Raw genomic sequence first — 25,534 nt, forward strand, 5'->3', positions numbered from 1 at the left:
GCGGGTTTACCCGCGAAAGGGCCGACCCTGCTGGCCAATTCCCACTCGCCGTTCACCGTTGCCGCCGCCACCGTATTCGCGGGTAAACCCGCTCCTACCTTGGTTTGCGCTAACGGCTGAATTTTGCGCCGGGCAAGACAGGCGCTGTAGATGTGGAGCGCAATGGCAGCGATCAGCGGGCCAGGCCTGAACGACGCTCGCGCAGGGCCTTGTCGACTTCGGCCTCGACCTTGTAGGCCGGCCCCTCCAGGTCGTCGAAGTTGCGCGTATAGCGTCGGGCAAACTCCTCCACACCCAGCTCCTGATACTGCTGCACATGCTTGAGCTCGTGCGCCCACAAGGCCACGTTGTCCTCGGCATCGGCGGCCCGGCGGAAGATGATCGTGTCGATCAGTGTAACGGCGTTCACATCGGGGTTCTGCAATAGCGCATTGGCTGCGCTCATCTGTTGCTCATCCCCCACCCGAAAGCGCGCTGCGTCGAGCACGGCAAAGTCATACCAAGGTTCAAGCTGCGCCCGAATATGCAACGGAATCGGCTGAACACCGCTGGCCGTGGCTTCGTCGCGGGCCTGGCGCAAGGCGTAGGCAAGGCTGGACGAGGCCATGACCTCCACATCCTTGAGGATCTGCCCGGCCTGGCCCGGGTCGATCGGGGCGCAGAAGCAACCCATCAGGCACACCTGATACTGCCCTGGCGGGCAGGCCTGCTCGGCAAACGCTGGCAGGGCCAATAGCAAACCCAACAAGGCACTAATCTGCCTCATGCAGGGCCTGTTCGACAAACTGGCGGCTGGCGCCCAGTACCTGCGCTTGCACGCTTTCACTGGCCAGCATGCGCCCGACCAGCACTGCCCCTACGCACTGGCTGATCAGCACCCAGGCCAGTTGCTCATCCTCCAGGGTTGTGCTCCAGGCCTGGTGCAGTTCTACCAGCCAGTGCTCAGCCACTTCACGCACCGGCGTGTCGGCCCGGGCGATTTCCACTCCCAGCGGCGGCAACGGGCATCCACCTTCGGCATTGCGCAGGTGGGCCAGGCTCAGGTACTGCTGCAGGCAGCGGCCCAGGCGTTCGCGGTTGGCTCCTTGGCAGGCCAGGCGTATCAGGGGGCTGTTGCTCAGCTCCTGGCGTACCACCTCGGTAAACAGGTCGTCCTTGGACGGGAAGTGGTTATAGAAAGCACCGCCGGTCAGGCCGATCGCTTTCATCAGCCCGGCCACGCCGGTGCTGGCAAATCCCCCGCGCTTGGCCAGCGCGCCGCTGCTGGCCAGCAGCCGTTCGCGGGTTTGCTGTTTGTGTTCGTTGGAGTAGCGCATTCACATGCCTCGGCAGACAGGCTTGACGATGACCGCGATCATAGCATAGCGTTCGTTTACTAAACGATCATTTACCCATGGAGGCAGGCATGTCAGAACAACAAAAAGTAGTGCTGGTGATCGGGGCGGGCGACGCCACTGGGGGCGAGATCGCCAAACGCTTTGCGCGTGAGGGCTATGTTGCCTGCGTAACTCGGCGCCAGGCCGACAAACTGCAGCCGCTGTTGGAGGAAATTCGCGCCGCTGGCGGCCAGGCTCACGGTTTTGGCTCTGATGCGCGCAAGGAAGAGGAGGTTACGGCGCTGGTGGAGACTATCGAGCGTGATATAGGCCCGATTGAGGCATTTGTCTTCAATATCGGAGCGAATGTACCGTGCAGTATCCTCGAGGAAACCCCGCGCAAGTACTTCAAGATCTGGGAAATGGCCTGCTTTGCCGGTTTCCTCACCGCGCAGGCGGTGGCCCGGCGCATGGTTCAGCGTGAGCGTGGCACCCTCCTGTTCACCGGTGCTACAGCCGGTACCCGCGGCGCAGCCGGTTTTGCCGCCTTCGCCGGGGCCAAGCACGGCTTGCGTGCCCTGGCACAGAGCATGGCGCGCGAGTTGGGGCCACGCAACATCCATGTCGCCCATGTGGTGGTGGACGGTGCCATCGACACGGCCTTCATCCGCGACAGCTTCCCCGAGCGCTATGCCCTCAAGGACCAGGATGGCATCCTTGACCCGGCGCACATTGCCGACAGTTACTGGTTCCTGCACGCACAGCCTCGCGACGCCTGGACCTTCGAGCTGGACCTGCGCCCCTGGATGGAGCGCTGGTAAATCCCCGTTAACCCGCAAGGATCTTAACCATGCACACGTCTGTCGACTTCTTTTTTGACCTGGGCAGCCCGGCCAGTTACCTGGCCTGGACCCAACTGCCGAACCTGTGTGCCCGCCAGGGCGCCACGCTGCGCTACCGGCCAATGCTGCTTGGCGGGGTTTTCCAGGCTACCGGCAATGCTTCGCCGGCCATGATCCCGGCCAAAGGGCACTACATGTTCACCGACCTGACCCGCTTTGCCGAACGCTACGGTGTGCCGTTCGGGATGCCGCCGGGCTTCCCGGTCAATACCCTGACTTTGATGCGCGGCGTGACAGGTACACAATTGCATTCACCGGATCGGTTCGAGGCATTGCTAACGGTGCTGTTCACCGGGCTGTGGGTACAGCGCCGCAACCTGAGCGACAGCGCTGTGCTGAATGAAACACTCGCGCAGGCAGGCTTCGACCCGCAGGTTTTTCACGCCCTGGCCGCTGACAGCGAAGTAAAAGCAGCACTAAAGCAGGCGACCGAGGCGGCTGTGGCGCGCGGGGTGTTTGGCGCGCCCACCTGTTTTGTCGGTGATGGGATGTTCTTCGGCCAGGACCGTCTGGACTTTGTCGAGGAGGCGCTGCGTCAGGGCGCCAACAGCCTCTCCAGCTGAGTGCGTTCCCACAGGCTGAGCAGGTCTGTGGGGTTGGTGCCATAGCGCTGCCAGTGCTCGAGCCCGGCCTGTTCGCCGTCGGGGGCTTGGCAATGAACGCAATGCGCCAGGCCTTCGGCATCCAGCGCCAACGTCAGTTGCCAGCCCTGGATGCCGACATCGACCAGGCCGTCATCGCGGCGTTCAGTCCCCTCAAGGGGATGCACGCCAAGGGCCACATTGCGCAGGCACTGATAGACATCCCGGGTGCTCAGTGAAGCTCTGTGGGTCAAGATCAGAAATTCGCCGGCGTGTTGGCGCTGATGATCTCGGCCTCATCCGGGCCGATGTTCTTGAAACTGTGCGGCAGGGTCGTGGGGATATAGTAACCGTCGCCCGAGTTGAGGACGCTGACCTGGCCATCGACCCACAGCTCGACGGTACCACGGGTGACCAAGCCGCATTCTTCGCCTTCAGCATGCACGATCGGCTCGCCAGAGTCGGCGCCGGGTGCGTACAGCTCACGCAGCATGCGCATTTGCCGGCCTTCGACACTGGCGCCGACCAGCAGCATGCGCAGGCCATTGCGCCCCAGGTCTGGTTGTTCGCCACCACGGAATACGTAGCGCTCTTCGCGCACTGGCTCGTCGAAGCTGAAAAACTCCGCCAAGCTCATGGGAATGCCTTCGAGCAGCTTTTTCAGGGAGCTGACCGAAGGGCTGACGCGATTCTGCTCGATCTGCGAGATCGTCGAATTGGTCAGTCCGCTGCGGCGGGCCAATTCCCGTTGGGAGAGATTGTTGCGTTCACGCACCAGTTTGAGTCGCGTCCCCGTGTCCATAGCCGCCTTGTAATCAGAGGTGTCAATAATAATGAGCGATGCGCATTAAAACACACTCTGCGCCCTTGCGCGCTGTGCTTCTCAGACCCGCTGCTCACGCGGCATTGGCCACAGCCCGACCAGCAGCAACAGCACGGCCACGGCCAAGAATGGCAAGCGCGGATCAAGGGCATACACCAAGGTACCGGCGAGTGGCCCGATCACCGCGCCCATACCTTGGGCGGCGCCAATGGAACCGGCTGTGGCGCCTTGCTCAGAGGCCTGCATGGCATTGGCTGCCAGTGCCGAAAACGCCGGGAACACGAAGCCCATGCCCGCTGCCGCAACAAAATAGCAGGCCCACAGCCAGGGGGCCGTGGTGGCCAGCGAGCCGCAGGCAAAGCCCAGTGCCGATACCGTGGCACCCACCCGGATCATCTTCAGCGGTGGCCACTCCAGTTGGCGCAGTATCACCTGCGCCAGCATCAGCGCCACACCTACGGTGGTCAGGGCGATGCCAGCCGCCTGGGCCGCTTCGGCAGGGCCCAGATGCAAGCGGTCGAGGGCAAAGAAACCGACGATGATCTGCGACACGGTCACACTGAGCATGGCGCTGAATGCCACCAGCAGCGGCCGGCGCAGGCGCGGGTCGTTCAGCCGCACCGGGCTGGGGGCGTGGCTGTGCGTCAGAGCCTGTGGTTTAAGGGTAAAAAACAGCACGAGGAAGGCGGTGGCCGGCAGTAGCGACATGATATGGAACGGCAGGCTCAGGCTGTGCCGCGCCAGCAGTGCGGCCAGCGCCGGCCCGACCACCAGACCGACGGCGTTGGCCGCTCCCAGTGAGGCCATGGCCCGCGCCCGGCGTTGCGGCTCGACATGGTCGGCGATCAGCGCATTGCAGCCTACCGGGATGGCGGCATAGAAGGCGCCGATGCAACCGCGCGCGATCATCAGGCCGATGAACGCCAAGGTTGCCCCCGGCAACCAGCGTAGTGCGCCTTCGACGAACAGGCACAGCAGCCAGTAGGCCAGGGTAAAGCCAGCGCTGCCCAGCAGCAGGATGCGCCGGCGGCCCAGGCGGTCTGCCGCGCGCCCCCAGGGCCGGGCCAGCAGTACCCAGACCACGCCGGCCACGGTTATGGCGGCGCCGGCTTGCCAGGTGGCCATGCCAAGCTGGCGGGCTATCGGGCCGATCAGGGCGACGAAGGCCATCATCGACATGGTGCAGGCCATGTTGGCCAGCAGCAGCGGGCGCAAGTCCAGGGTGCTGGCAGGTAGAAGCGTTGCAGGATCCTTTGCGGCGTTCATAGGCAGTCCAAGGCAGAGTGGCAAGCAAAAACCGATATTATTAGGAATCATTATCGATTGTCGAACCCCTGGGCTGCTGCAGTTCATTCACTGCGGCGCAAGGGGCCAGGCCACATGCTACGCAACACACCGTCGCGGCGCACCCACGCATGCATCAAGGCTGCACCCACATGCACCAGCACCGTGGCGAACAGCAGGTAGCCGGCCCAGCCATGGGCCTGGCGCAACACGGCATACAGCTGCAGGTTGTGGGGGGTGATGGCAGGCAAGCCGAGCGGGCGCGGGTAATCGCCGGCTGACAGCATGGCCCAGCCCAGCAGTGGCATGCCCAGCATCAGGCCATAGAGCAGCAGATGCGAGGCCCCGGCGGCCCAGCGCTGCAGTTTTGGCAGGTCGTTCGGCAGGGGCGGGTGGGGTACGGCCAGGCGCACAGCGATGCGCAGCACCACCAGCACCAGCAGGGCCAGGCCGGTGGCCTTGTGCAGGCTGATCAGCACCGGATGGCGCAGAGACAGGTCGGCGACCATGCTCACGCCGATGAGCAACATGGCCAGGATCAGCACGGCCATCAGCCAATGCAGCAGACGGGCGAAAGGGTGGAAGGTTTCAGGTTTCATGGCTTGGCTCCGGTGCTGAGCGACTCGCGGCTACGGCGGTTGAACGATTCCGAATAGGCGGCCGAGCGGGCGGCAAGGATCGGGTCCGCCGATGCCTCTATACCGCGCGGCAGGATCAGCGGGTCGAAGTTGAGGTCGCGGCAGGCCCCTTGCTCGGGGGCGTCCACCTGTTCCAGCACCAAAGTGCCGGCGTCCACGCTGCGCCGCTCGGCGGGCCACCGCCGTGCAGGATCGTCCACGGCGTCGCCTGGTTCGGCCAGCACCAGACGCAGCTTCCAGCGCAACGGGCCTTGGGCAAGGCGTTGCTGCAAGTCGTGTTGCAGGAATTGCTTGTCATCAACCTGGGTGGGCAATGCCGCAAATGCAGTTTGTGGCTCGAGCTGCCAACGCACCGGGTGGGCCGCGCCAGCGGCGTCGATCAGGCGGAAGGCATTGATACTGTGGTATTGCGTGTTGGCGAAGCTGTCGCTGGGTTTGTAGCCCGCCGCCCATTGGCGAAACGCCGCGCTTTCCGGGTGGGCGGCAAAGAACGCCTGCAGCTTGCCAGGGTCCGGTTTGCCGGTCGCCGGGTCTGGTGTGCTCGCCAGTACTTGCTGGTAGAACGCTTGCGGCGTGCTGACTGCCAGCACCGGAGGATTGTTCATGCCCGTCCGCCAGACCTGACCGTCGTCGGTGCTTAGCTGAATTGCCAGGCTGCGTACGGGTATAGCGGTATCCGGGGCGAATGGGTTGGCACCGCCGATGGCAAAACGGCCCACCACCGGCACCCGTTGCTGGCTGAAGGCGCGCGCCGTGGACAGGTTGGCGGCCTGCCCGCTGGCCTGGAAGTAGCCGCTCACGCACAGGCCCTTGGCGTGGTTCTTGCGATAGCCGGGGTAATGCCCGGCCTGGGCTTCGAAGGTGTCGATGATGCGCTGTGGCGTCAGCCGGGATTCGCCGAGCCAACCGGCGGCATAGGCAAAGCCGGCACCTGCGGCCAGCAGCACGCCGCCAATGGCGGCCAGGCGCAAGGCTTTGGCCGGGCCGTGCAAGGGTGTGTTCATGGTCAATGTCCGGTTCAGTGAAGGTGCCAGTACGACGGGGCAGGGAAAAAGTTATTCCCTCATCGGGAATAGAATTTGTTCACAGGCGTCTGCCCTTTACACTGACAACCCCAGAGGCCGGTACCTGACCATGCACGATTTGGACGACCACCAGTGGCGCGAGCTGCTGGCCCGCCTGCGCCGCTTTGCCGTGTGGCTGACCCGCGAGCCGGGCAGCGCCGACGACCTGGTGCAGGCGACGGTCGAGCGGGCCCTGAGCCGCCGCGACCAGCAACGGGACGCCGATGCCCTGCGTGCCTGGCTGTTCACCATCCTTTATCGACAGTTCCTCGACGGTAAGCGCCGTGAGCGCTTGCATGCGCGCTGGTTGTCCTGGTTCGGCCGTAACGAGCGCGACGAAGAGCCGGCTGGTGACAACATCGAAGCCATCGTCCTGGCCCAGGCCGACCTGCAGGCCTTTGCCCGGCTATCGGCGGAGCAGCGTGCCTTGTTGTTGCTGGTCAGCATCGAGGGCTTGAGTTACAAGGAGGCCGCCCAGGCCTTGGGCATCCCCATCGGCACTGTGATGTCGCGCCTTTCGCGCGCGCGCAATGCCTTGCGCGAACTGACCGAGGGCAACCCCCAGCCCCCGGCCTTGCGGAGACTGAAATGACGCGCCTGATCCCCACCGATGATGAATTGCACGCTTACGTCGATGAGCGCCTGGAACCTGTGCGCCGGGGCGAGGTGCAGGCCTGGCTGGCGGCCAACCCGCAGGCTGCGGAACGGGTGGAAGGCTGGCGCGCCGATGCCCGGCGGCTGCGTACGGCACTGGCGGGATTGGGCGAGCTGCCCGGTGCAGCGCAGTTGGACCTTGGCCAGTTGCGTCGGCAATTGCGCCAGCGTCGGCAGCGGCGCTGGGCTGCGGCGGCGGTGGTGATGCTGGCGTTGGGTGTGGGGGGCTTGGGTGGCTGGCAAGTGCGCGATGCAACCCTGGCACGAGCCGACCTGCCCATGGCTGACGCTGTTCAGGCGCATCGTTTGTTCGCCGGCAGTGAAACACTGGATATCCAGGCCAGTGATCCTGGGCAGTTACGCGATTGGCTGGGGCGCTATTTCAGCCGGGTGGGCCAGTTACCGGACCTGGCGGGCTACGGTTTCAAGCCGGTGGGTGCGCGCTTGCTCAGCAACGAACAAGGGCCGGCTGCATTACTGGTGTTCGAGGATGGCAAGGGCCAGCGCATCAGCCTGTTCCTGCGCTCGCCGGGCGACCTTTATCGGCGCATGCCGGACGGGCAGCGGGTCGATGGCCAGCTGGAAGCGCGGTACTGGTCGCATGGGGCTTATAACTTTGCCTTGGTCAGCGCAGCGGACGATGTGCGTGGGGCGGGGGTAGGGGAGGCGTTGAGGCTGGGGTTGTAAGTGTGGGCCCAAGGCATGCACCTTGGGCCCGTCACCAGAGTCAGCTCAACTCCAACCAGATCGGCGCATGGTCCGACGGCTTTTCCATCCCGCGCAGTTCATAGTCCACCCCCGCTGCCTTGATGCGCGGCACCAGCGGCTGTGAGGCCATGATCAGGTCGATGCGCAGGCCGCGCTTGGGCTCGTCCTCGAAGCCGCGGCTTCGGTAGTCGAACCAGCTGAAGCGGTCGGTCACGTCTGGGTACAGATGGCGGAAGCTGTCTACCAACCCCCAGCCTTTCAAACGTTCCATCCACTCACGCTCTTCCGGCAGGAAGCTGCACTTGCCGGTCTTCAGCCAGCGTTTGGCGTTGTCCGGGCCGATGCCGATATCACAGTCTTGCGGCGAGATGTTCATGTCGCCCATCACCAGCACTGGATGGTCGTTGCGGAACTGGCTTTCCAGCAGTGCCTGCAGGTCGCTGTAGAAGCGCTGCTTGGCCGGGAACTTGGTGGGGTGGTCGCGGCTCTCGCCCTGGGGGAAATAGCCATTCATGATGGTGATCGGGTTGCCGTCGGCATCGGCGAAGGTGCCCCAGATGAAGCGGCGCTGGGCGTCTTCTTCGTCGGTGGCAAAGCCCTTGTGCAGGCTCAGCGGCGCCTGGCGCGACAGCAGGGCCACGCCGTAGTGGCCCTTCTGGCCGTGATAGTGCACGTGGTAACCCAGAGCCTGCACGTCGGCCAGCGGGAACTGATCGTCGCTGACCTTGGTTTCCTGCAGGCCGATCACGTCCGGCTGGTGCTTTTCGATCAGCGCCGCCAGCTGATGCGGGCGGGCCCGCAGGCCGTTGATGTTGAAACAGACGATCTTCATGGAAAGACAATCCCGGTAAAAGGCGCGATGCTAGCCGACATCGACCTTCATCACCAGCATGGCGGCCAGGCGAGCCTGCTGCTAACGTGCTGTTGGGGGTGAACGAAGCGCGCAGGGGCACCTCCAAGGCACAGTATGCCCATTCCAGGAGGTCTGCCCGTAATGCCCGAAACCACAGCCGCCCCGGCCCGTGTCTGCCTGCTCGATGATGGTTACAGCCGCGAGGCGCGTTCGCTGTTGTACAACGCCTACCGCCACGAGCCCACCTTCGCCTATCTCTTCGAAGCCCAGCGCCCGGGGTATGAGCGGCGCCTGCGGGTGATGGTGCGTGAATGGGTACGCCAGCACTTCTACCTGCAACTGCCCGCCATCGGCCTGTTGGTCGAGGACCGCCTGATTGCCCTGGCCCTGATCGTGCCGCCGCTGCGCCGGCTGGGCGTGGCCGACAGCTGGGCCTGGCGCCTGCGCATGATGCTGGGGACCGGCCTGCGCTGTACGCGGCGCTACATGGATTACCAGGCCGCGTTGGCCGCCTGCCTGCCCACTGACCAGGTACATATGCTGCCGTTGCTGGGGGTGCATCCGCAATTTCAGGGCAAGCACTACGGCGAGCAATTGTTACAAGCCGTGCACGACTGGTGCGCGGAAGACCCAGGCACCCAAGGTGTGGTGCTGGACACCGGTAACGAGCACTACCTGGCTTTTTACCAGCGTCAGGGTTATGAGGAAATTGGTGAAGTAGCTGTAGGGCCGATCCGGGAGAGGGTGTTCTTTCATCCTAATCCAGTCTCGTCAAAACCCGCATTTACCTGAACAGGCCGCCAGGCGGCTCCCTTGAGCGCCTGGCTCTGGTAGCATGCGCCGCATGACGTATTCAGGAAGATTGACCTGGGGCCTGGTTTTCTGGGTCGCCAGTTTCGCAGCATGGGGCCAGAGCGAGTTGTTGGTGAAGGTGAAGCCGGCCAACAAGGCGCTCAAGGCCAATGTCGAAGGCTATGTAGGCACTTTGGGTGACCGCGACGAAGAAGCACTTTTGCGCTTCAGTCGCGGGGCAGAGGAGCAGGCGCGCAAAGCGGCGCAGGCACTCGGCTACTATCAGGCGCAGATCGATACCGAGGTCAAGCCCGCCAGCGACGCAGACCATCCCCCACAACTGATTATCAGCATCAACCCGGGCGAACCGATTCGCCTGCGCAACGTTACCGTGCGCATCGAGGGCCCAGCCAGCGAGATGAAAGCCTTCCGCGTGCCTGGCAGCAAGGCGCTGCGGGCGGGTGAACAACTCAATCACGGCCATTACGAGGATGCCAAGCGGTTGATTCAGAACCAGGCGTCGCGCTATGGCTTCTTCAGTGGGCGCTTCACTAGTCAGCGTCTGGCTGTCGACCCGCAAGCCGGTGTGGCCGATATCGACCTGGTCTACCAGAGTGGCCCGCGTTATCGCCTGGGCGCCGTCACCTTCGGTGGCGACACGCCGCTGGACGAGGACCTGCTGCAGCGCATGGTTTCGTTCAAGCCGGGCACTCCCTACGACTCGGAATTGATCGCGGAACTGAACAACGACCTGCAATCGAGCGGCTATTTCGAAGGCGTGCGCGTGGATGCGGCGCCCACTGCTGCTGTGGGCGAAGACATCCCGGTGGATGTTCACCTGCAAACCCGTAAACCTCGCACCATGGGCCTTGGCCTGGGCTTCTCGACCGACGTCGGGCCGCGCGGCAAGGCCAACTGGACCCGCCACTGGGTCAACCCGCAAGGCCACAGCTATGGCTGGGAAACCGAACTGTCGGCACCGCGCCAGAACCTCGGCCTGTGGTACGACATTCCGCTCGACCCGCCGCTGACCGACAAGCTGCGCTTTGCCGGTGGCTACCAGAACGAGGAGCTTGCCGGCACCGACACGCTCAGCAAGCTGTTGACGGTCGGTCCTGAGTGGCACAGCAAGTTGCCCAGTGGCTGGCAGCGGGTGATTTCGCTCAAGTACCAACGTGAAGAATATCGCCTGGGTGACGACTCCGGTTTGAGCAACCTGTTGATGCCGGGTGCCAGCTATTCCTTCCTGCGCAGTGACAACCGCATCGACCCGCACAACGGCTATCGCTTGCAGTTCGATGTTCAAGTTGCCAAGGAAGGGCTGGTGTCCGACACCAACCTGCTACACGGCAACGTATTGCTCAAAGGCCTGACCACGCTCGGCCACAACCACCGCTTTCTCGGGCGCGTACAGTTTGGCGGCAGTGCGACCAATGGCTTCAAGAACAACATTCCGCCGTCGCTGCGTTTCTTCGCGGGTGGCGACCAGAGTGTGCGCGGTTACGACTACCAGACCCTTTCCCCGAAGAACAGCGACGGTGACCGTATTGGCGGGCGCTACCTGGTGGCAGGGAGTGTCGAGTACCAGTATTCGCTGACCGAAAAATGGCGCGTCGCGACCTTCGTCGACCAAGGTAACTCGTTCAACGACCTGGAACTGCCCAGCCTCAAGACCGGCGTCGGCTTTGGTGTACGCTGGGTATCGCCGGTCGGGCCGTTGCGCCTGGACTTGGCCAAGGCGCTGGATGACGAAGGGGGCATTCGCCTGCACTTTTCCATGGGGCCCGAGCTGTGAAACGCGTAATCAAATATAGTGTGCTGGGCCTGCTTGGGGGCGTCGCGAGCGTGGGCCTGGTGCTCGGCCTGCTGCTGGGTACCCAGGCCGGCAGCCGCTGGGCACTGAGCAAGGTGCCCGGGCTTGAAGTGGCCGACTTCCAGGGGCGCCTGGCAGGCAGTTGGCAGGCCAGCCGGCTGAGCTGGGCCGACGCCGGCAGCAAGGTCGAGTTACAAGCGCCGTTGCTGGCCTGGTCGCCGGCGTGTTTGCTGCGCGCTACCTTGTGCATTGACCGGTTGCAGGCAGACCGCATTGACATGGCCTTTGCGCCAAGCACCGAACCGGCCGAGAGCGCGCCGCTGCAATTGCCGACCCTGCGCTTGCCGCTGGCCATCGAACTGGGCGAGGTCAAGGTCGGGTCGCTGCGCCTGGATGGCAGCGACCTTATTGGCGATTTGCAACTGGCTGCGCGCTGGACCCACAGCGGGATACGCATCGACAGCCTGCGGCTGCTGCGCGACGACCTGCAATTGAGCCTGCAGGGCGACCTGCAACCCGAAGGCGACTGGCCGGTAAAACTACAGGCGCAATTACAGTTGCCTGCGGTAGACGAAAAACCCTGGCAACTGGCACTGACAGCCAATGGCCAACTGCAGAAGACGTTGGAACTCGCCGGCACCAGCAGTGGTTACCTCGATGCCACATTGAGCGGGCAGTTGCAGGCATTGGCCGAGCACCTGCCGGCGACCTTGCGCATCCGTTCCGAGGCGTTCAAACCGGCTGGTGCGTTGCCTGACACTTTGCAATTGAACGCGCTCGAGCTCGATGCCAAGGGCGATCTGCTCGATGGCTATCAACTGTCTGGCAGGGCCAGCCTGCCGGCCGAGCAGTCACCGATCGCCTTGGTCCTGTCCGGTCTGGTCGACAGCAAAGGCGCCAGGCTCGATGCCCTGGACCTGACCGCCAGCGACAGCCAACGGGTCAAGCTGCAAGCCACGGCTGACTGGCAGCAAGGCCTGAGCGCCGATGCGCAGCTGGACTGGCAGGACTTCCCGTGGTTGCGTCTGTACCCACTGGAGACTCCCCCCGAAGTCAACCTCAAGCGCTTCAATACCCAGGTGCATTATCGCGATGGCAATTACCAGGGCACCTTCACAGGCGACCTGGACGGCCCGGCGGGAGCGTTCAGCATCGCCAGCCCGTTCGAAGGTGACCTCACCCAGGTGAAACTGCCGCAATTGGCGCTGACCGCCGGCCAGGGCAAGGCAGCCGGCAGTGTCGCCGTACGTTTTGCCGACACCCTGGCATGGGATGTCGACCTGCAGCTCTCCGCGCTCGATCCGGCGTATTGGCTGGCCGAACTGCCGGGCACCCTGGCGGGGCCACTGCGCAGCAAAGGCGAACTGAAAGGCGATGCGCTTACCCTCGATGCCCAGCTTGACCTCAAAGGCCGCCTGCGTGGCCAGCCAGCCATGCTCAAGGCCGAGGCCCAGGGGGCGGGGCAAAACTGGACCCTGGGCACACTGGCCATCCAGCTGGGTGACAACCGCATCAACGGCAGTGGCAGCTTGCAACAGCGCCTGGCTGGGCGAGTCGACCTTGACTTGCCGCGCCTGGGCCAGCTGTGGCCAAGGTTGCAAGGCCGGGTCAAGGGCCGGCTGGATGTCGCCGGCACCTTGCAGGCCCCGCAAGGTACGCTGAGCCTGCAGGGCCAGCGCTTGGCCCAGGCCGAAAACCGCCTGCAGCAGCTGGACCTGGATGCGCGCCTGGACAGCGTCCAGCGCGGTGTAGTCGAGCTCAAGGCAACCGGTATCCACCTGGGTGACACAGCCTTGGGCACGTTGCAGGCCAACGGCAAAGGCGACATTCGCCAGCAGGCCTTGACCCTGGCGCTGGACGGCCCGCAGCTTAAGCTCGACCTTGGCCTGGATGGCCAGTTGAACAAAGGTGACTGGCGCGGGCGCCTGGCCAGTGGCCGAATCCAGGCCGGCGGCCAGGACTGGCAGTTGCAGGCGCCTGCACGCCTGCAGCGGCTGGCCAGCGGCCAGCTCGACTTCGGGGCCCACTGCTGGCGCTCCGGCCAGGCAAGCCTGTGTGGCGACGACCAGCGGCTGGCCCCCGAACCGCGCCTGCGCTACCACCTCAAGCAGTTCCCGCTGGGCAGCCTGGCCCAGTGGCTGCCGAAGGACTTTGCCTGGCAAGGCCTGCTCAACGCCGATATCAATCTGGACATCCCGGCCAGCGGCCCCAAGGGCACTGTCGTTGTCGATGCCAGTGGCGGCACCCTGCGTGTGCGCGACAAAGGCCGCTGGATCGATTTCCCTTACCAGGCCCTGCGCCTGGACAGCACGCTGGCACCGCGGCGCATCGATACGCGCCTGGCGTTTCGCGGTGAGCGCCTGGGTGAGCTGAACGTCAACGCCCGGCTCGATCCGCTGGGCAAGAACAAACCGTTATCGGGTGATTTCCGCTTGGCCGGTCTGGACCTGTCGGTGGCCCGCCCGTTCGTGCCCATGGTCGAACGCCTGGCCGGGCAGCTCAATGGCAGTGGTCGGCTTTCAGGCACCTTGCTGGCACCTCAGGTCAACGGCAACCTGGTGCTCAGCGGTGGCGAAGTCAGTGGTGCCGAGCTGCCGGCCAGCCTTCAGGACCTGTCACTGCAGGCGCTGATTGCCGGCGAGCAAGTGCAGCTCACCGGTAACTGGCGCAGTGGCGAGGCGGGACGTGGCCAGTTGAGCGGCAACCTCACCTGGGGGCAGGCACTGGCCATGGACGTGCGTCTGCAAGGCCAGCAACTGCCGGTCGCGGTAGAGCCCTACGCCACGCTGGAAGTTGCCCCGGACCTGACCTTGCGCCTGATCGATGACAAGCTGTCAGTGACCGGCAAGGTGCAGGTGCCCAAGGGCAAGATCACTGTACGTGAGCTGCCGCCGTCCACGGTCAAGGTGTCGGATGACACGGTAATCGTCGGTCACCAGACCGAGGAAGGCAAGCCACCCATGGCAATGGCCATGGACATCGATGTCGAAGTGGGTCGCGACAAGCTGTCGTTCAGCGGTTTTGGACTTACCGCCAACCTGCTTGGCCATGTGCACATCGGCGACAACCTCGATACCCGTGGCGAACTGAGCCTGGCAGACGGCCGCTACCGCGCCTACGGCCAGCGCCTCACCATACGCCGGGCGCGCCTGCTGTTCGCCGGTCCGATCGACCAGCCGTACCTGGACATCGAAGCGATCCGCAGGGTCGACGACGTGATTGCCGGCATTCGCCTGAGCGGCAGCGCCGAGCAGCCGACGACCCAAGTGTTCTCGGAGCCGGCCATGAGCCAGGAACAGGCGCTTTCGTACCTGGTATTGGGGCGGCCATTGGGCAATACCGGCGAGGATAACAACATGCTCGCCGAAGCGGCGCTGGGCCTGGGCCTTGCCGGGAGCGCCGGCATTACCGGCAGCCTGGCTTCGAGTCTGGGGATCGACGACTTTCAGCTGGATACCGAAGGTTCTGGCAACAGCACCAGCGTGGTCGCCAGCGGTAACATCACTGAGAAGCTGAGCCTTCGTTACGGGGTGGGGGTGTTCGAACCGGCCAACACGATCGCGTTGCGCTACAAGCTGAGCAAGAGGGTCTACCTTGAGGCCGCCAGTGGGCTGGCAAGCTCACTGGACATCTTCTACAAGCGCGACTTCTAGGCCCGCAGCGTGGCGGCCATCAACGGACGGTGGCCGCCTCGATGAACTCGTTGGTGCCGGGTGAGGGCGGTGGGGGGGGTGGCGCGTACCGGGACGATCAGGTTGGTGTATTCCTCGATCAACCGGTTCAAGGCCTCTGGCGGTTCGCTTGCCTGAAACTGCATGCGGATCTGCACTTCGTCCGGGTCGCGGTTTTCGCCCTGACGGCCTTGGCCACCAATGGTGACCTTGAAGCTCGCGGCCTTGCTCTCGCTTGCGGTCAGCAGTGCCTGCTGCGCCTCGGTGCCTTTGACCCTTACCGACAGGTCGACCTGCATGCGCTCCAGGGCCAGTCCTTTCGGTGACACCAGCGCAAACAAGGGGACGCGCATGATGTGCTGCCCATCCATGGCCACCTCGACCATCTTGGCTTTCATGGGGGCGCCCAGTGCTTCGGTGTCGCACTCGAAAAACTGGTCGAACAGGTTGATGTACTGCTGGGCAATCAGGCTGTTGGTGGCACTGGCGGCTTCTTGCAGGCCACGGGTAATTTCACGCAGGTCAATGGAGGTCATGGGGGCGGGGGGCTTTTGCAAAGATTCGACTCCTCAGGCAGGGTGTGCCCCTCCCAAAACCGGCAGGAGGGGCAATCGGGTCAAGCACCAGCGGTTTACGGGGTCGGCAGGTTTGCAGGCGCGGGCCGTTTCAAGGTATCCGCCTGGGAGATTTCGTCCGGGCATTGCAGTTCGGCGGTTCGGACAACGGTTGGCTTGGTCGCGGCGTCAGTGAGGAACTCGATTACCCTCATCATCGCTTCGGGCGGTTCCTGACGCTTCAGGGTCGTGTTGAAGGCATAGCGGGCGCGAGTATCTGTTTTGCGGGTTTGCGTGGATTTGTGGCTTACGCTGCCTTTCACGTTCAGCCTGAACGGCCCCCATCCGAGTGAGCCGCTAGCTTCTGCATTCATGTCCTTGCTGGAAACATCTTCCGACATCTGGTTGATAACCAGCTCGAACGCTACATTACCCTCTTCGATGGAAATGTTGGGGTGGGTAATGGCCGCCATCAGCGGCACTTTCATGGTCTTGCTGACCACGCCTTTGTACTCGCCCTGTTCATCGACGATGGTTTCGTCGTAGTCGAACTGGATGGCGACTGCCTTGCCATCCTGGACGCATACCTGCATCAGGAAGTCGGCGTACGATTTACTGGCGGTTACCTGCGCCTGGACCATGGCCTGCAAGGGACCGGCGATCATGCGGTCCATCGGCAGGGCATTGATGACGGAGCCTATAAGGCTGTTATCTAACGACATATCGGGAAGCTCGCTCTATGTAGGGGTAAGGCAGCCGCGAATGGCAGCTACGGTGTTCGGGCGTCAGCGCGTGCAAAGCTCCTGGCGCCGGATGTTGCCGATCTGCCGCAGGCTCAGGCCGTACTTGTTGGCCAGCAGGCTGCGGGACAGTCCGTTGGCGCTCTCCTTCTGAATCTGCTGGTTGCGCAGTTGACGCAGAAAGTGGTCAGCCTTGGGGATCTCCAAGGCGACCCCGGCAAAGCGCTTGATCAGTGCGTCGAGCGCTTCGGCCGGCAGCACGTCGGCGAGCTTGGTGCGCTCGCGGTGCTTGGGTATGTACTTGGGCCTGCCGCCGTAGGCGCAGGTCAGTTGGTAGGCGTTTTCGATGCCGATACAGTCGATCAGGGCCTGCAGTGAGTGGGGCAGTTGGCTGATATCGATCTGGCTCAAATCTGGCATTTGCATATGGCGCTCCTTCGGGGTGGATGGGATGTGCGACCCGATCACCCGCGGCGTTATGTCGAAGGTGTGAGCAAATTCTGTGCGACAGCCGAGGCGCGTCGCTAGGCGGCATAGGGGTTGGGGGTTGTAGCTTCGGTGAACAGGATTTGCAGGCAGCGATATCTGGCTCTGTAGGAAATGGCGCCGATATTTGGCTGTGCCGCTTGGTTTCCTGTCGGGTCACTTCCGATGATGTGGAGTGGGTGCGGCACCCCTCAATCGCACGGATAACTGCTCAGCAAGCTGGCGCTACCCAGATAGGCTTGAGGGGTATCGCGCATGCCCGGCGGCAACGTGCGCCAATCGACCAGCAGGCACAGCGCGTGCAACGGCTGGCCGTTGCGCTGGCCGATGACCTGGTCGGCAAAGTGGCGGCGGTACAGTACCTGGGTCTGACGCAGTGGCTGTGCCTGGTCGGCCTGTGCCAGTGTCAGTCGGGCCAGGTCGGGCAAGCGGGCTGTGGGCACGCTGAAATGTACCGGTGCAGCATCGGTCTGCAGGTAGCCGGCCTGGCGTACGCGTTGCCACAGTTGTTGCCATTGGCTGGCACCGGCATGGGTGGCCAACTCGCGGCCCAGTTCGAGCAGGTGTTCGGCCGGCGTCTGCTGGGTGTCCAGTGCATGAAGGGAGAGCGGGGTCAGTAACAGCGATGCGAACAACAGGGGTTTGTACATGGTGCCTCCGGCGTGGGTGCTAGGGAGCCCCATGCTTTCAGGCTGACGTCACCCCACCCAGCAGGAAATCCAGCGCCGGGGGCGGTGACCGTTGTATCATTGCCGCGGCTCGTTGCGAGCCATTTGCCCCTGATGTTGCAAGGAACATTCGATGACACACGTGCAGCGCCTCAAATATTCACTTCTGATCATCCTGGTGGTACTGGGCCTTATGTTGGGCCTGTCCCACCTGCAGAAGCAGGGCACGATCAGTGAGCAGACCTTCCAGATGCTGGCCATCGCCATTGCCGTGGTGGTCGTGGTGATCAACGGCATTCTGCGGCGCAAGGTCAAGCCCTGATCTGCGCGGGCCGGCCAGGCATGGCCGGCCATGCGCTCAGCGCGACGGTGTTTGCTCCAGCACGGCGCGCGCCTGGGGGTTGAGCCTGTAGCATTTGTCGCTACCCAGTTGTATGACGCCTTCGGTGCACAGGCGCTTGAGCACTTCGCGCACACTGAGGAACGACAGCGGGATATCCAGTTGTTCCAGTTGTGCGTGCACCCCGCGCACGCCAATGCTGCGGCCATTGCGGTCGGCGGCGTGCAAGGCATCGATAACCTTGAGGCGGATCAGGCTGGTGCGCAGGCCGAAGGTGCGCAACAGCTCGCGGATCTGTTCGTTGCCGACACGTTCTTCAGCAAATACGTCCTGTCCCTTGGACGCTTTGCCTGGGGCGTGCCCGGCCTGGATCGAGGTTTGCGGGTTGTACATGCGAATGCTCCTTTTCGTGGACGAACCCGAAATGTGGGTGGCTCACTTACTAGGACGAATGAGCACGCAAAAACTGCAACCCATTCGTGAAAAAAATGCCTGTTTCTCATCAAGACGTTCCGTCGCCTTGTAATACGTAAAATATTCATCTGGCCATTCGTCTGATCGGGATGACCCCCGAACCCGAGGAGTGCCCGTGTTTCCACTTTGCCGTCCCATGACTTGCGCCGGCCTGGCCGCTGCCCTGGTGGCCTTCAGCGTCGGCGTGCAGGCCCAGCCCGCGATAGCCGATGCCACTGCCCAGATCCGCCACACCCGTTACGGCGTACCGCATATCGTGGCCAAGGATGAGCGTGGCCTGGGCTATGGCGTCGGCTATGCCTACGCCCAGGACAATTTATGCCTGCTTGCCAATGAAGTGCTGACCGTGAACGGTGAGCGCTCACGCTTTTTCGGCACCAAGGGCAAGACCCTGGAGCAGCGTGACAACCTGGCCAGCGACCTGTTCTTCACCTGGCTCAACAGCCCAGCGGCGGTCGATGCCTTCCTGCAGGCGCAACCCGCGCCGGTGCAGGCATTGCTGGCGGGCTATGCCAGCGGCTACAACCGGGCGTTGGCCGAGCGCCGTCGTCAAGGGCTGCCTGCCGAGTGTGGCGACGGTGAGTGGGTGCGGCCCATCAGCAGCCAGGATCTGGTCAAGCTGACCCGCCGTTTGCTGGCCGAGGGCGGTGTCGGGCAGTTCGTCGAGGCGTTGGCGGGGGCGCAACCGCCAACGCTGACCAGCCAGCAATCGTCAGCGGACTTTGCCACCGCTTTGGCCCGGCAGGCGCGGTTCGCTTCGGAGCGCGGCAGCAATGCGGTGGCAGTAGGCGCGCAGCGCTCAGCCAATGGCCGCGGCCTGTTGCTGGCCAACCCCCACTTCCCGTGGATGGGCGGCATGCGCTTCTACCAGATGCACCTGACCATTCCCGGGCAGCTCGATGTGATGGGGGCGGCGCTACCAGGCCTGCCGGTCGTCAACATCGGTTTCAACAAGCACCTGGCGTGGACGCACACCGTGGACACCTCCAAGCACTTCACGCTCTACCGCCTGCAACTCGACCCCAAAGACCCGACCCGCTATATGCTCGATGGCAAGTCGCTGCCGATGGCCCGGCAAACCATCCGTGTTATGGCCAAGGCCGCGGATGGCAGCCTGAGCCAGATTGAGCGGCAGGTCTACAGTTCGCAGTTCGGCCCTGTGGTGCAATGGCCAGGTCACCTGGACTGGAATGCGCAGGCGGCTTACAGCTTGCGAGACGCCAACCTTGAAAACACACGGGTGTTGCAGCAGTGGTACCAGATCAACCGTGCCGACAGCCTGACGGCGTTGAAGGGTTCGGTCGAACAGTTGCAGGGTATCCCGTGGGTCAACACGCTGGCCGTGGACGAAGGGGGGCGGGCTTTGTACCTGAACCAGTCGGTCGTGCCCTATGTCGACCAGCAACTGCTGGATGCCTGCAGCAACCCGCAGGCGCAAGGGCGCCTGGTGGTGCTGGATGGCTCGCGCAGTGCATGCCAGTGGAAGGTTGACGCGCAGGCTGCGCAACCGGGCATCTTCCCGGCGCGGCTACTGCCAAGCCTGGAGCGTGAAGACTTCGTGCAGAACTCCAACGACCCGGCCTGGATGGCCAACCCGGCGCAGCCGCTGACTGGCTATTCGCCACTGGTCAGCCGCAGTGACCAGCCGCTGGGCATGCGTGGTCGCTTTGCCCTGCAGCGCCTGCAAGGCAAAGCCCGGCTAGGGGTAGATGAACTGCAGCGCATGGTCACCGATGACGAGGTGTACCTGGCCAGCCTGGTGTTGCCAGACCTGCTGCAATGGTGCAAGGGTGCCAGTGCAGATGTGCAGCCAGTGTGCAGCAGCCTGGCCGCCTGGAACGGCAAGGCCGACCTCGACAGTGGTATGGGCCTGGTGCACTTCCAGAACCTCTTCAATACGCTGGCTGAGGACCCGGAAAGCTGGCGAGTGGCATTCAACCCGGCCGACCCGCAACACACCCCACGCGGCCTGGCTGTCGAGCAGGCGGCGGTGAGCAAGCGGGTACATCAGGCAGCACTGGTGTCGCTCAAGCAGGTCAGTGAAAGTGGCGTTGCCCGGAATGCCCGTTGGGGGCAGGTGCAACAGGCCCTTGATGGCACGCCGGTACCGGGTGGCCCGCAGGCGCTCGGGGTGTACAACGCGATCTACAGCGTGCCGCACGGGCAGGGCAAGCGGCTGGTGGTGAGTGGCACCAGCTACCTGCAACTGGTCAGCTTCACCGACAAGGGGCCAGAAGCCCGTGGCCTGCTGGCGTTCTCCCAGTCGAGTGAGAAGGCTTCGGCGCATGCCAGTGATCAGACCAAGGCATTTGCGGCCAAGCAACTGGCGGTGATTCCGTTTACCGAGGCGCAGATCAAGGCAGACCCGGAGTATCGGGAAGTGGTGATCAGTGAGCGGGACAAAGGGGCGGTAGTCAGCCAGCCCTGAGGCGTCAGTCTGCGCCGGCCCATTCGCGGGTAAACCCACTCCTACAGGGGCCTGCGGGCTTGCCCGCGAGCCCCTGTAATGTCAGGAAAACTCGAACGGCGCCAGCTGAAAGCCCTGTTCGTCAACCTGCAAGGCCCAACCGCGGCGATCCCAGTCGCCCAGTACGATACGCCGTGCCGGTTGCCCGTCGACCACCAGCTTGTGAATCGCCGGCCGATGGGTATGGCCATGCACCAGGGTGCGCACGCCATGCGCCGCCATCACCTTGGGTACTTCTTCTGGCGTGACGTCGACGATTTCGGTGGACTTCATCCGCGTTTGTGTACGGCTTTCATTGCGCAGCTTGCGCGCCAGCCGGTAGCGGGCCGACAGCGGCAGGTGGCGCAGGATCCACAAGCTCAGCGGATTGCGCAGCAGGCGGCGCATCTTCATGTAGCCCAGGTCGCGGGTGCACAGGGTGTCGCCGTGCATCAGCAGCACCTGTTCACCGCCCAGTTCGATCACACTGGGGTCGTTCAACAGCGTGCAGCCCGCCGCCTCGCAAAAGGCCTGGCCAATCAGGAAGTCACGGTTGCCATGCATCAGGTAGATGGCCGTACCACTGTCGCTCAGCCGGCGCATGGCCTGGCAGATCGACTGCTGGAAGGGCGTCATGGCATCGTCGCCAATCCACGCTTCGAAGAAGTCACCAAGGATGTACAGGGCCTTGGCGTGCCGGGCGCGGCCATCGAGCAGATCAAGAAACGCCCGGGAAATATCCGGGCGTTCTTCTTGCAGGTGCAGATCAGAGATCAGCAGAATCACTCAATGATCTCGGCTTTCTCGATGATCACGTCGTCTGCCGGTACGTCCTGGTGGCCAGCTTTGGAACCGGTGGCGACCTTTTCGATGGCGTCGACCACTTCACGGCCTTCGATCACTTCGCCGAATACGGCATAGCCCCAGCCTTGCACGTTCTTGCCGCTGTGGTTGAGGAAGTCGTTGTCGGAGGCGTTGATGAAGAACTGCGCCGAGGCAGAGTGCGGCTCCATGGTGCGGGCCATGGCGATGCTGTACTTCTTGTTCTTCAGGCCGTTGTCGGCTTCGTTCTGGATGCTGGCGCGGGTTTTCTTCTGGTTCATGCCGGCTTCGAAGCCGCCGCCCTGAATCATGAAGCCTTTGATCACACGGTGGAATACGGTGCCATCGTAGTGGCCATCCTTGACGTACTGAACGAAGTTTTCGGTAGTCAGCGGCGCTTTCTCGGCGTCCAGTTGCAGGACGATGTCGCCGTGGTTGGTGCTCAGTTTGACTTTGGACATGCTGAAACTCGCTCTTTCAAGGCAATCAGAAATTAGGGTGCGCAGGGCGCGGGTTATCACCAGACGCAGGATCAGGCGATCGCGACACATGGCGCGCACTGGCCATTTTGCCAGGCTGCGGCAAAAAGCCGTGATAAATCACATCAGTTTGTCCGGGCGCGGCTGTCAGCAGCTTGACTGCTTCGGCTATGATAGGCCCTTTGATTCAATCGGCCTACCCAGGCTGGACACACGCATTCAAGGATCCTATGAGCAAGCCCACTGCCGACAACGCGCCCAACGCCGCTGCCAAAGGCGCCCCCGCTGTCCCTGCGAACTTCCTGCGGCCGATCATCCAGGCCGACCTGGACTCGGGCAAGCACAGCAGCATCGTCACCCGTTTCCCGCCGGAGCCCAATGGTTACCTGCACATCGGCCACGCCAAGTCGATCTGCGTCAACTTCGGCCTGGCCAAGGAGTTCGGCGGCGTCTGCCACCTGCGTTTCGACGATACCAACCCGGCCAAGGAAGACCAGGAGTACATCGACGCCATCCAGAGCGATGTCAAATGGCTGGGCTTCGAGTGGGGCGGCGACGTGCGCTACGCCTCCGACTACTTCGATCAGTTGCACGACTGGGCGGTCGAGCTGATCAAGCGTGGCAAGGCCTATGTCTGCGACCTCACCCCTGAACAAGCCAAGGAGTACCGCGGCAACCTCAAGGAACCGGGCAAGAACAGCCCGTTCCGCGAGCGCAGCGTGGAAGAAAACCTCGACCTGTTCGCCCGCATGAAGGCCGGCGAGTTCAAGGACGGCGAGCGCGTGCTGCGGGCCAAGATCGACATGGCCTCGCCAAACATGAACCTGCGCGACCCTATCCTGTACCGCATTCGCCATGCCCACCACCACCAGACCGGCGACAAGTGGTGCATCTACCCCAATTACGACTTCACCCACGGCCAGTCGGACGCCATCGAGGGCATTACCCACTCGATCTGCACCCTGGAGTTCGAAGGGCATCGTCCGCTGTATGACTGGTTCCTCGACAACCTGCCGGTGCCGGCACACCCGCGCCAGTACGAGTTCAGCCGCCTGAACCTGAACTACACCATCACCTCCAAGCGCAAGCTCAAGCAACTTGTGGACGAGAAGCACGTCGACGCCTGGGACGACCCACGCATGTCGACCTTGTCCGGCTTCCGTCGCCGTGGCTATACGCCGGCTTCGATCCGCAACTTCTGCGAAATGATCGGCACCAACCGTTCCGACGGTGTGGTCGACATGTCGATGCTCGAGTTCAGCATCCGTGACGATCTGGACCGCACCGCGCCACGCGCCATGTGCGTGCTGCGCCCGCTGAAAGTGGTCATCACCAACTACCCGGAAGGCCAGGTCGAGCAGCTTGAGCTGCCACGTCACCCGAAGGAAGACATGGGCGTGCGTGTGCTGCCGTTCTCCCGTGAGCTGTACATCGACCGCGACGACTTCATGGAAGAACCGCCGAAGGGCTACAAGCGCCTGGAACCGGCCGGTGAAGTGCGCCTGCGCGGCAGCTACGTGATTCGTGCTGACGAAGCGATCAAGGATGCCGATGGCAATATCATCGAACTGCGTTGCTCGTACGACCCGGACACCCTGGGCAAGAACCCTGAAGGCCGCAAGGTCAAGGGCGTGATCCACTGGGTGCCGGCCGAGGGCAGCGTCGAGTGCGAAGTGCGCCTGTACGACCGCCTGTTCCGCTCGCCGAACCCGGAAAAGACCGAGGAGGGCGGTAGCTTCCTGGACAACATCAACCCTGCTTCGCTGCAAGTGCTCAGCGGTTGCCGTGCCGAGCCGTCGCTGGCCCAGGCGCAGCCCGAGGACCGCTTCCAGTTCGAGCGCGAAGGCTACTTCTGCGCCGACCTGAAAGACAGCCAGCCGGGCCGCCCGGTGTTCAACCGCACTGTCACCCTGCGTGACTCCTGGGGCAGCTGAGGAACCGCCGTGCTTACCATCTACAACACCCTGAGCAAAGCGAAGGAAACCTTCAAGCCGCTGGATGGCAACAAGGTGCGCATGTACGTGTGCGGCATGACCGTGTACGACTACTGCCACCTGGGTCATGGCCGCAGCATGGTGGCCTTCGACCTGGTCACCCGCTGGCTGCGCAAGAGCGGCTATGAGCTGACCTACGTGCGCAACATCACCGACATCGATGACAAGATCATCAACCGGGCCAACGAGAACGGCGAAAGTTTCGACGCCTTGACCGCCCGCATGATCGACGCGATGCACGAAGACGAACGCCGCCTGAACATCCTGCCGCCGGACCAGGAACCGCGTGCCACCGACCATATCGCCGGCATGCACGCGATGATCCAGACCCTGATCGACAAGGGGTACGCCTACGCGCCAGGCAATGGCGACGTGTACTACCGCGTCGGCAAGTTCGTCGGTTACGGCAAGCTGTCGCGCAAGAAGATCGAAGACCTGCGTATCGGTGCACGCATCGAGGTCGACGAAGCCAAGCAGGACCCGCTCGACTTCGTACTGTGGAAGGGCGTCAAGCCGGGCGAGCCGAGCTGGGAATCGCCATGGGGCCCGGGTCGCCCGGGCTGGCACATCGAGTGCTCGGTGATGTCCACCTGCTGCCTGGGCGAGAGCTTCGACATTCACGGCGGTGGCAGCGACCTGGAGTTCCCGCACCACGAGAACGAGATTGCCCAAAGCGAGGCGGCCACTGGCAAGCAGTACGCCAACGCCTGGATGCATTGCGGCATGATCCGTATCAACGGCGAGAAGATGTCCAAGTCGTTGAACAACTTCTTCACCATCCGCGACGTGCTCGAGAAGTACCACCCGGAGGTGGTGCGCTACCTGCTGGTGGCCAGCCACTACCGCAGCGCGATCAACTACTCGGAAGACAGCCTGCGTGACGCCAAGGGTGCGTTGGAGCGCTTCTACCACGCCCTGCGCGGCCTGCCACGGGTGGCGGCCAAGGGTGGCGAAGCCTTTGTCGAGCGTTTCAGCGTGGCGATGAACGACGACTTCGGCACCCCCGAAGCCTGTGCCGTTCTGTTCGACCTGGTGCGCGAGATCAACCGCCTGCGTGACAGCGACCCGGAAGCGGCTGCCGGCCTGGCCGGTCGACTGCGCGAGCTGGGGGATGTGCTGGGTGTGCTGCAACTGGAGGCCGATGACTTCCTGCGTGCCGGTGCCGAAGGCAAGGTCGATGCGGCTGAAGTCGAGGGCTTGATCCAGGCGCGCCTGCAGGCGCGTGCGGACAAGAACTGGGCCGAGTCCGACCGCATTCGCGACCAGCTGACTGCCATGGGGGTGGTGCTGGAAGACAGCAAGGGCACGACTACCTGGCGTCTGGCTGACTGAAGTAACTGGGGCTGCGGTGCAGCCCTTCGCGGGCACGCCCGCTCCCCGCAGGGATAGCGCACACTTGAAATGTCGCGCCAACCTGTGGGAGCGGGCGTGC

25 protein-coding genes and 1 pseudogene are annotated in these 25,534 nt (G+C 63.5%); 11 read left to right on the top strand and 15 right to left on the bottom strand.

What is annotated here, in order from left to right:
* Window positions 1–172 precede the first annotated feature (172 nt).
* The gene (locus ACF8RA_RS11310) at window positions 173–766 is read right to left on the bottom strand and encodes a DUF4157 domain-containing protein (protein WP_392488267.1); all 594 of its coding nucleotides are present in this window, start codon (window positions 764–766) and stop codon (window positions 173–175) included.
* Window positions 753–1,316 carry a TetR/AcrR family transcriptional regulator gene (locus ACF8RA_RS11315; RefSeq protein ID WP_176684636.1) on the bottom strand — a complete coding sequence of 188 codons (564 nt, stop codon included), beginning with the start codon at window positions 1,314–1,316 and terminating at the stop codon, window positions 753–755. The genes ACF8RA_RS11310 and ACF8RA_RS11315 overlap by 14 nt, the downstream gene beginning before the upstream one ends.
* An 89-nt stretch (window positions 1,317–1,405) precedes the next feature.
* Here ACF8RA_RS11315 and ACF8RA_RS11320 point away from each other — a divergent pair, with 89 nt between their 5' ends.
* On the top strand, window positions 1,406–2,137 hold the full coding sequence (locus ACF8RA_RS11320) for an SDR family oxidoreductase (protein ID WP_176684635.1): 732 nt from the start codon (window positions 1,406–1,408) through the stop codon (window positions 2,135–2,137).
* A 29-nt stretch (window positions 2,138–2,166) separates the two neighbouring features.
* On the top strand, window positions 2,167–2,781 hold the full coding sequence (locus ACF8RA_RS11325; RefSeq protein ID WP_392461049.1) for a 2-hydroxychromene-2-carboxylate isomerase: 615 nt from the start codon (window positions 2,167–2,169) through the stop codon (window positions 2,779–2,781).
* Here ACF8RA_RS11325 and ACF8RA_RS11330 read toward each other — a convergent pair.
* The 5 genes from ACF8RA_RS11330 to ACF8RA_RS11350 form a co-directional block, all read right to left on the bottom strand.
* On the bottom strand, window positions 2,754–3,053 hold the full coding sequence (locus tag ACF8RA_RS11330) for a hypothetical protein (protein ID WP_392514535.1): 300 nt from the start codon (window positions 3,051–3,053) through the stop codon (window positions 2,754–2,756). The genes ACF8RA_RS11325 and ACF8RA_RS11330 overlap by 28 nt on opposite strands.
* 2 nt (window positions 3,054–3,055) lie before the next feature.
* Complete coding sequence (locus ACF8RA_RS11335) at window positions 3,056–3,601, bottom strand: cupin domain-containing protein (protein ID WP_003248033.1); 546 nt, start codon at window positions 3,599–3,601, stop codon at window positions 3,056–3,058.
* Window positions 3,602–3,682: 81 nt separating this feature from the next.
* Window positions 3,683–4,888, bottom strand: a complete 1,206-nt coding sequence (locus tag ACF8RA_RS11340) for an MFS transporter (protein WP_209966411.1) — start codon at window positions 4,886–4,888, stop codon at window positions 3,683–3,685.
* An 83-nt stretch (window positions 4,889–4,971) separates the two neighbouring features.
* Complete coding sequence (locus ACF8RA_RS11345) at window positions 4,972–5,505, bottom strand: cytochrome b (RefSeq protein WP_392514537.1); 534 nt, start codon at window positions 5,503–5,505, stop codon at window positions 4,972–4,974.
* Entirely contained in the window at window positions 5,502–6,554 is a 1,053-nt protein-coding gene (locus tag ACF8RA_RS11350; RefSeq protein WP_392488266.1) for a catalase family peroxidase, read from the bottom strand. The genes ACF8RA_RS11345 and ACF8RA_RS11350 overlap by 4 nt, the downstream gene beginning before the upstream one ends.
* 124 nt (window positions 6,555–6,678) lie before the next feature.
* On the opposite strand from ACF8RA_RS11350, the gene ACF8RA_RS11355 reads away from it, so the two are divergent.
* Together ACF8RA_RS11355 and ACF8RA_RS11360 are read left to right on the top strand one after the other, a co-directional pair.
* Complete coding sequence (locus tag ACF8RA_RS11355) at window positions 6,679–7,200, top strand: sigma-70 family RNA polymerase sigma factor (protein WP_021782377.1); 522 nt, start codon at window positions 6,679–6,681, stop codon at window positions 7,198–7,200.
* Window positions 7,197–7,949 carry an anti-sigma factor family protein gene (locus tag ACF8RA_RS11360; RefSeq protein ID WP_392488265.1) on the top strand — a complete coding sequence of 251 codons (753 nt, stop codon included), beginning with the start codon at window positions 7,197–7,199 and terminating at the stop codon, window positions 7,947–7,949. The genes ACF8RA_RS11355 and ACF8RA_RS11360 overlap by 4 nt, the downstream gene beginning before the upstream one ends.
* 40 nt (window positions 7,950–7,989) lie before the next feature.
* Here the strand turns inward: ACF8RA_RS11360 and xthA are convergent, their stop codons facing one another.
* The gene (xthA, locus tag ACF8RA_RS11365; RefSeq protein ID WP_176684629.1) at window positions 7,990–8,802 is read right to left on the bottom strand and encodes an exodeoxyribonuclease III; all 813 of its coding nucleotides are present in this window, start codon (window positions 8,800–8,802) and stop codon (window positions 7,990–7,992) included.
* 162 nt (window positions 8,803–8,964) lie between these two features.
* Here xthA and ACF8RA_RS11370 point away from each other — a divergent pair, with 162 nt between their 5' ends.
* From ACF8RA_RS11370 to ACF8RA_RS11380, 3 genes are read left to right on the top strand one after another with little or no spacing between them, the layout of a single operon-like run.
* On the top strand, window positions 8,965–9,615 hold the full coding sequence (locus tag ACF8RA_RS11370) for an N-acetyltransferase (protein ID WP_176684628.1): 651 nt from the start codon (window positions 8,965–8,967) through the stop codon (window positions 9,613–9,615).
* A gap of 52 nt (window positions 9,616–9,667) precedes the next feature.
* Complete coding sequence (locus ACF8RA_RS11375; protein ID WP_392519189.1) at window positions 9,668–11,410, top strand: autotransporter assembly complex family protein; 1,743 nt, start codon at window positions 9,668–9,670, stop codon at window positions 11,408–11,410.
* Window positions 11,407–15,081, top strand: a complete 3,675-nt coding sequence (locus ACF8RA_RS11380) for a translocation/assembly module TamB domain-containing protein (protein WP_392514541.1) — start codon at window positions 11,407–11,409, stop codon at window positions 15,079–15,081. The genes ACF8RA_RS11375 and ACF8RA_RS11380 overlap by 4 nt, the downstream gene beginning before the upstream one ends.
* Before the next feature lie 19 nt (window positions 15,082–15,100).
* Here the strand turns inward: ACF8RA_RS11380 and ACF8RA_RS11385 are convergent.
* From ACF8RA_RS11385 to ACF8RA_RS11400, 4 genes and pseudogenes are all read right to left on the bottom strand, one after another.
* Window positions 15,101–15,656, bottom strand: a pseudogene (locus ACF8RA_RS11385) (DUF2589 domain-containing protein).
* A gap of 74 nt (window positions 15,657–15,730) precedes the next feature.
* The gene (locus ACF8RA_RS11390) at window positions 15,731–16,375 is read right to left on the bottom strand and encodes a DUF2589 domain-containing protein (protein ID WP_176684625.1); all 645 of its coding nucleotides are present in this window, start codon (window positions 16,373–16,375) and stop codon (window positions 15,731–15,733) included.
* A 63-nt stretch (window positions 16,376–16,438) separates the two neighbouring features.
* A complete protein-coding gene (locus ACF8RA_RS11395; protein WP_003248057.1) occupies window positions 16,439–16,819 on the bottom strand; it encodes a Mor transcription activator family protein in 381 nt (126 codons plus the stop codon).
* A gap of 251 nt (window positions 16,820–17,070) precedes the next feature.
* On the bottom strand, window positions 17,071–17,529 hold the full coding sequence (locus ACF8RA_RS11400) for a hypothetical protein (RefSeq protein ID WP_176684624.1): 459 nt from the start codon (window positions 17,527–17,529) through the stop codon (window positions 17,071–17,073).
* Between the two features lie 151 nt (window positions 17,530–17,680).
* Between ACF8RA_RS11400 and ACF8RA_RS11405 the strand changes: the two genes are divergently transcribed.
* Window positions 17,681–17,869, top strand: a complete 189-nt coding sequence (locus tag ACF8RA_RS11405; protein WP_003248064.1) for a hypothetical protein — start codon at window positions 17,681–17,683, stop codon at window positions 17,867–17,869.
* Window positions 17,870–17,905: 36 nt separating this feature from the next.
* On the opposite strand, the gene ACF8RA_RS11410 is transcribed toward ACF8RA_RS11405, so the two are convergent.
* Window positions 17,906–18,280 (bottom strand): fe2+ zn2+ uptake regulation protein, encoded by a 375-nt coding sequence (locus tag ACF8RA_RS11410; RefSeq protein ID WP_176684623.1) that lies wholly within the window; start codon window positions 18,278–18,280, stop codon window positions 17,906–17,908.
* Between the two features lie 196 nt (window positions 18,281–18,476).
* Here ACF8RA_RS11410 and ACF8RA_RS11415 point away from each other — a divergent pair, with 196 nt between their 5' ends.
* Complete coding sequence (locus tag ACF8RA_RS11415) at window positions 18,477–20,789, top strand: acylase (RefSeq protein WP_339443141.1); 2,313 nt, start codon at window positions 18,477–18,479, stop codon at window positions 20,787–20,789.
* An 81-nt stretch (window positions 20,790–20,870) separates the two neighbouring features.
* Here the strand turns inward: ACF8RA_RS11415 and ACF8RA_RS11420 are convergent, their stop codons facing one another.
* Both ACF8RA_RS11420 and ACF8RA_RS11425 read right to left on the bottom strand, forming a co-directional pair.
* Entirely contained in the window at window positions 20,871–21,593 is a 723-nt protein-coding gene (locus ACF8RA_RS11420) for a UDP-2,3-diacylglucosamine diphosphatase (protein WP_176684621.1), read from the bottom strand.
* Complete coding sequence (locus ACF8RA_RS11425) at window positions 21,590–22,090, bottom strand: peptidylprolyl isomerase (protein ID WP_176684620.1); 501 nt, start codon at window positions 22,088–22,090, stop codon at window positions 21,590–21,592. The genes ACF8RA_RS11420 and ACF8RA_RS11425 overlap by 4 nt, the downstream gene beginning before the upstream one ends.
* 248 nt (window positions 22,091–22,338) lie before the next feature.
* Between ACF8RA_RS11425 and ACF8RA_RS11430 the strand changes: the two genes are divergently transcribed.
* Window positions 22,339–24,042 carry a glutamine--tRNA ligase/YqeY domain fusion protein gene (locus ACF8RA_RS11430; RefSeq protein ID WP_392514544.1) on the top strand — a complete coding sequence of 568 codons (1,704 nt, stop codon included), beginning with the start codon at window positions 22,339–22,341 and terminating at the stop codon, window positions 24,040–24,042.
* Between the two features lie 9 nt (window positions 24,043–24,051).
* Window positions 24,052–25,434 carry a cysteine--tRNA ligase gene (cysS, locus tag ACF8RA_RS11435; RefSeq protein WP_103444506.1) on the top strand — a complete coding sequence of 461 codons (1,383 nt, stop codon included), beginning with the start codon at window positions 24,052–24,054 and terminating at the stop codon, window positions 25,432–25,434.
* Window positions 25,435–25,534: the final 100 nt, after the last annotated feature.

The organism is Pseudomonas sp. FYR_5, assembly GCF_043106315.1.
Classification (GTDB): domain Bacteria; phylum Pseudomonadota; class Gammaproteobacteria; order Pseudomonadales; family Pseudomonadaceae; genus Aquipseudomonas; species Aquipseudomonas putida_Y.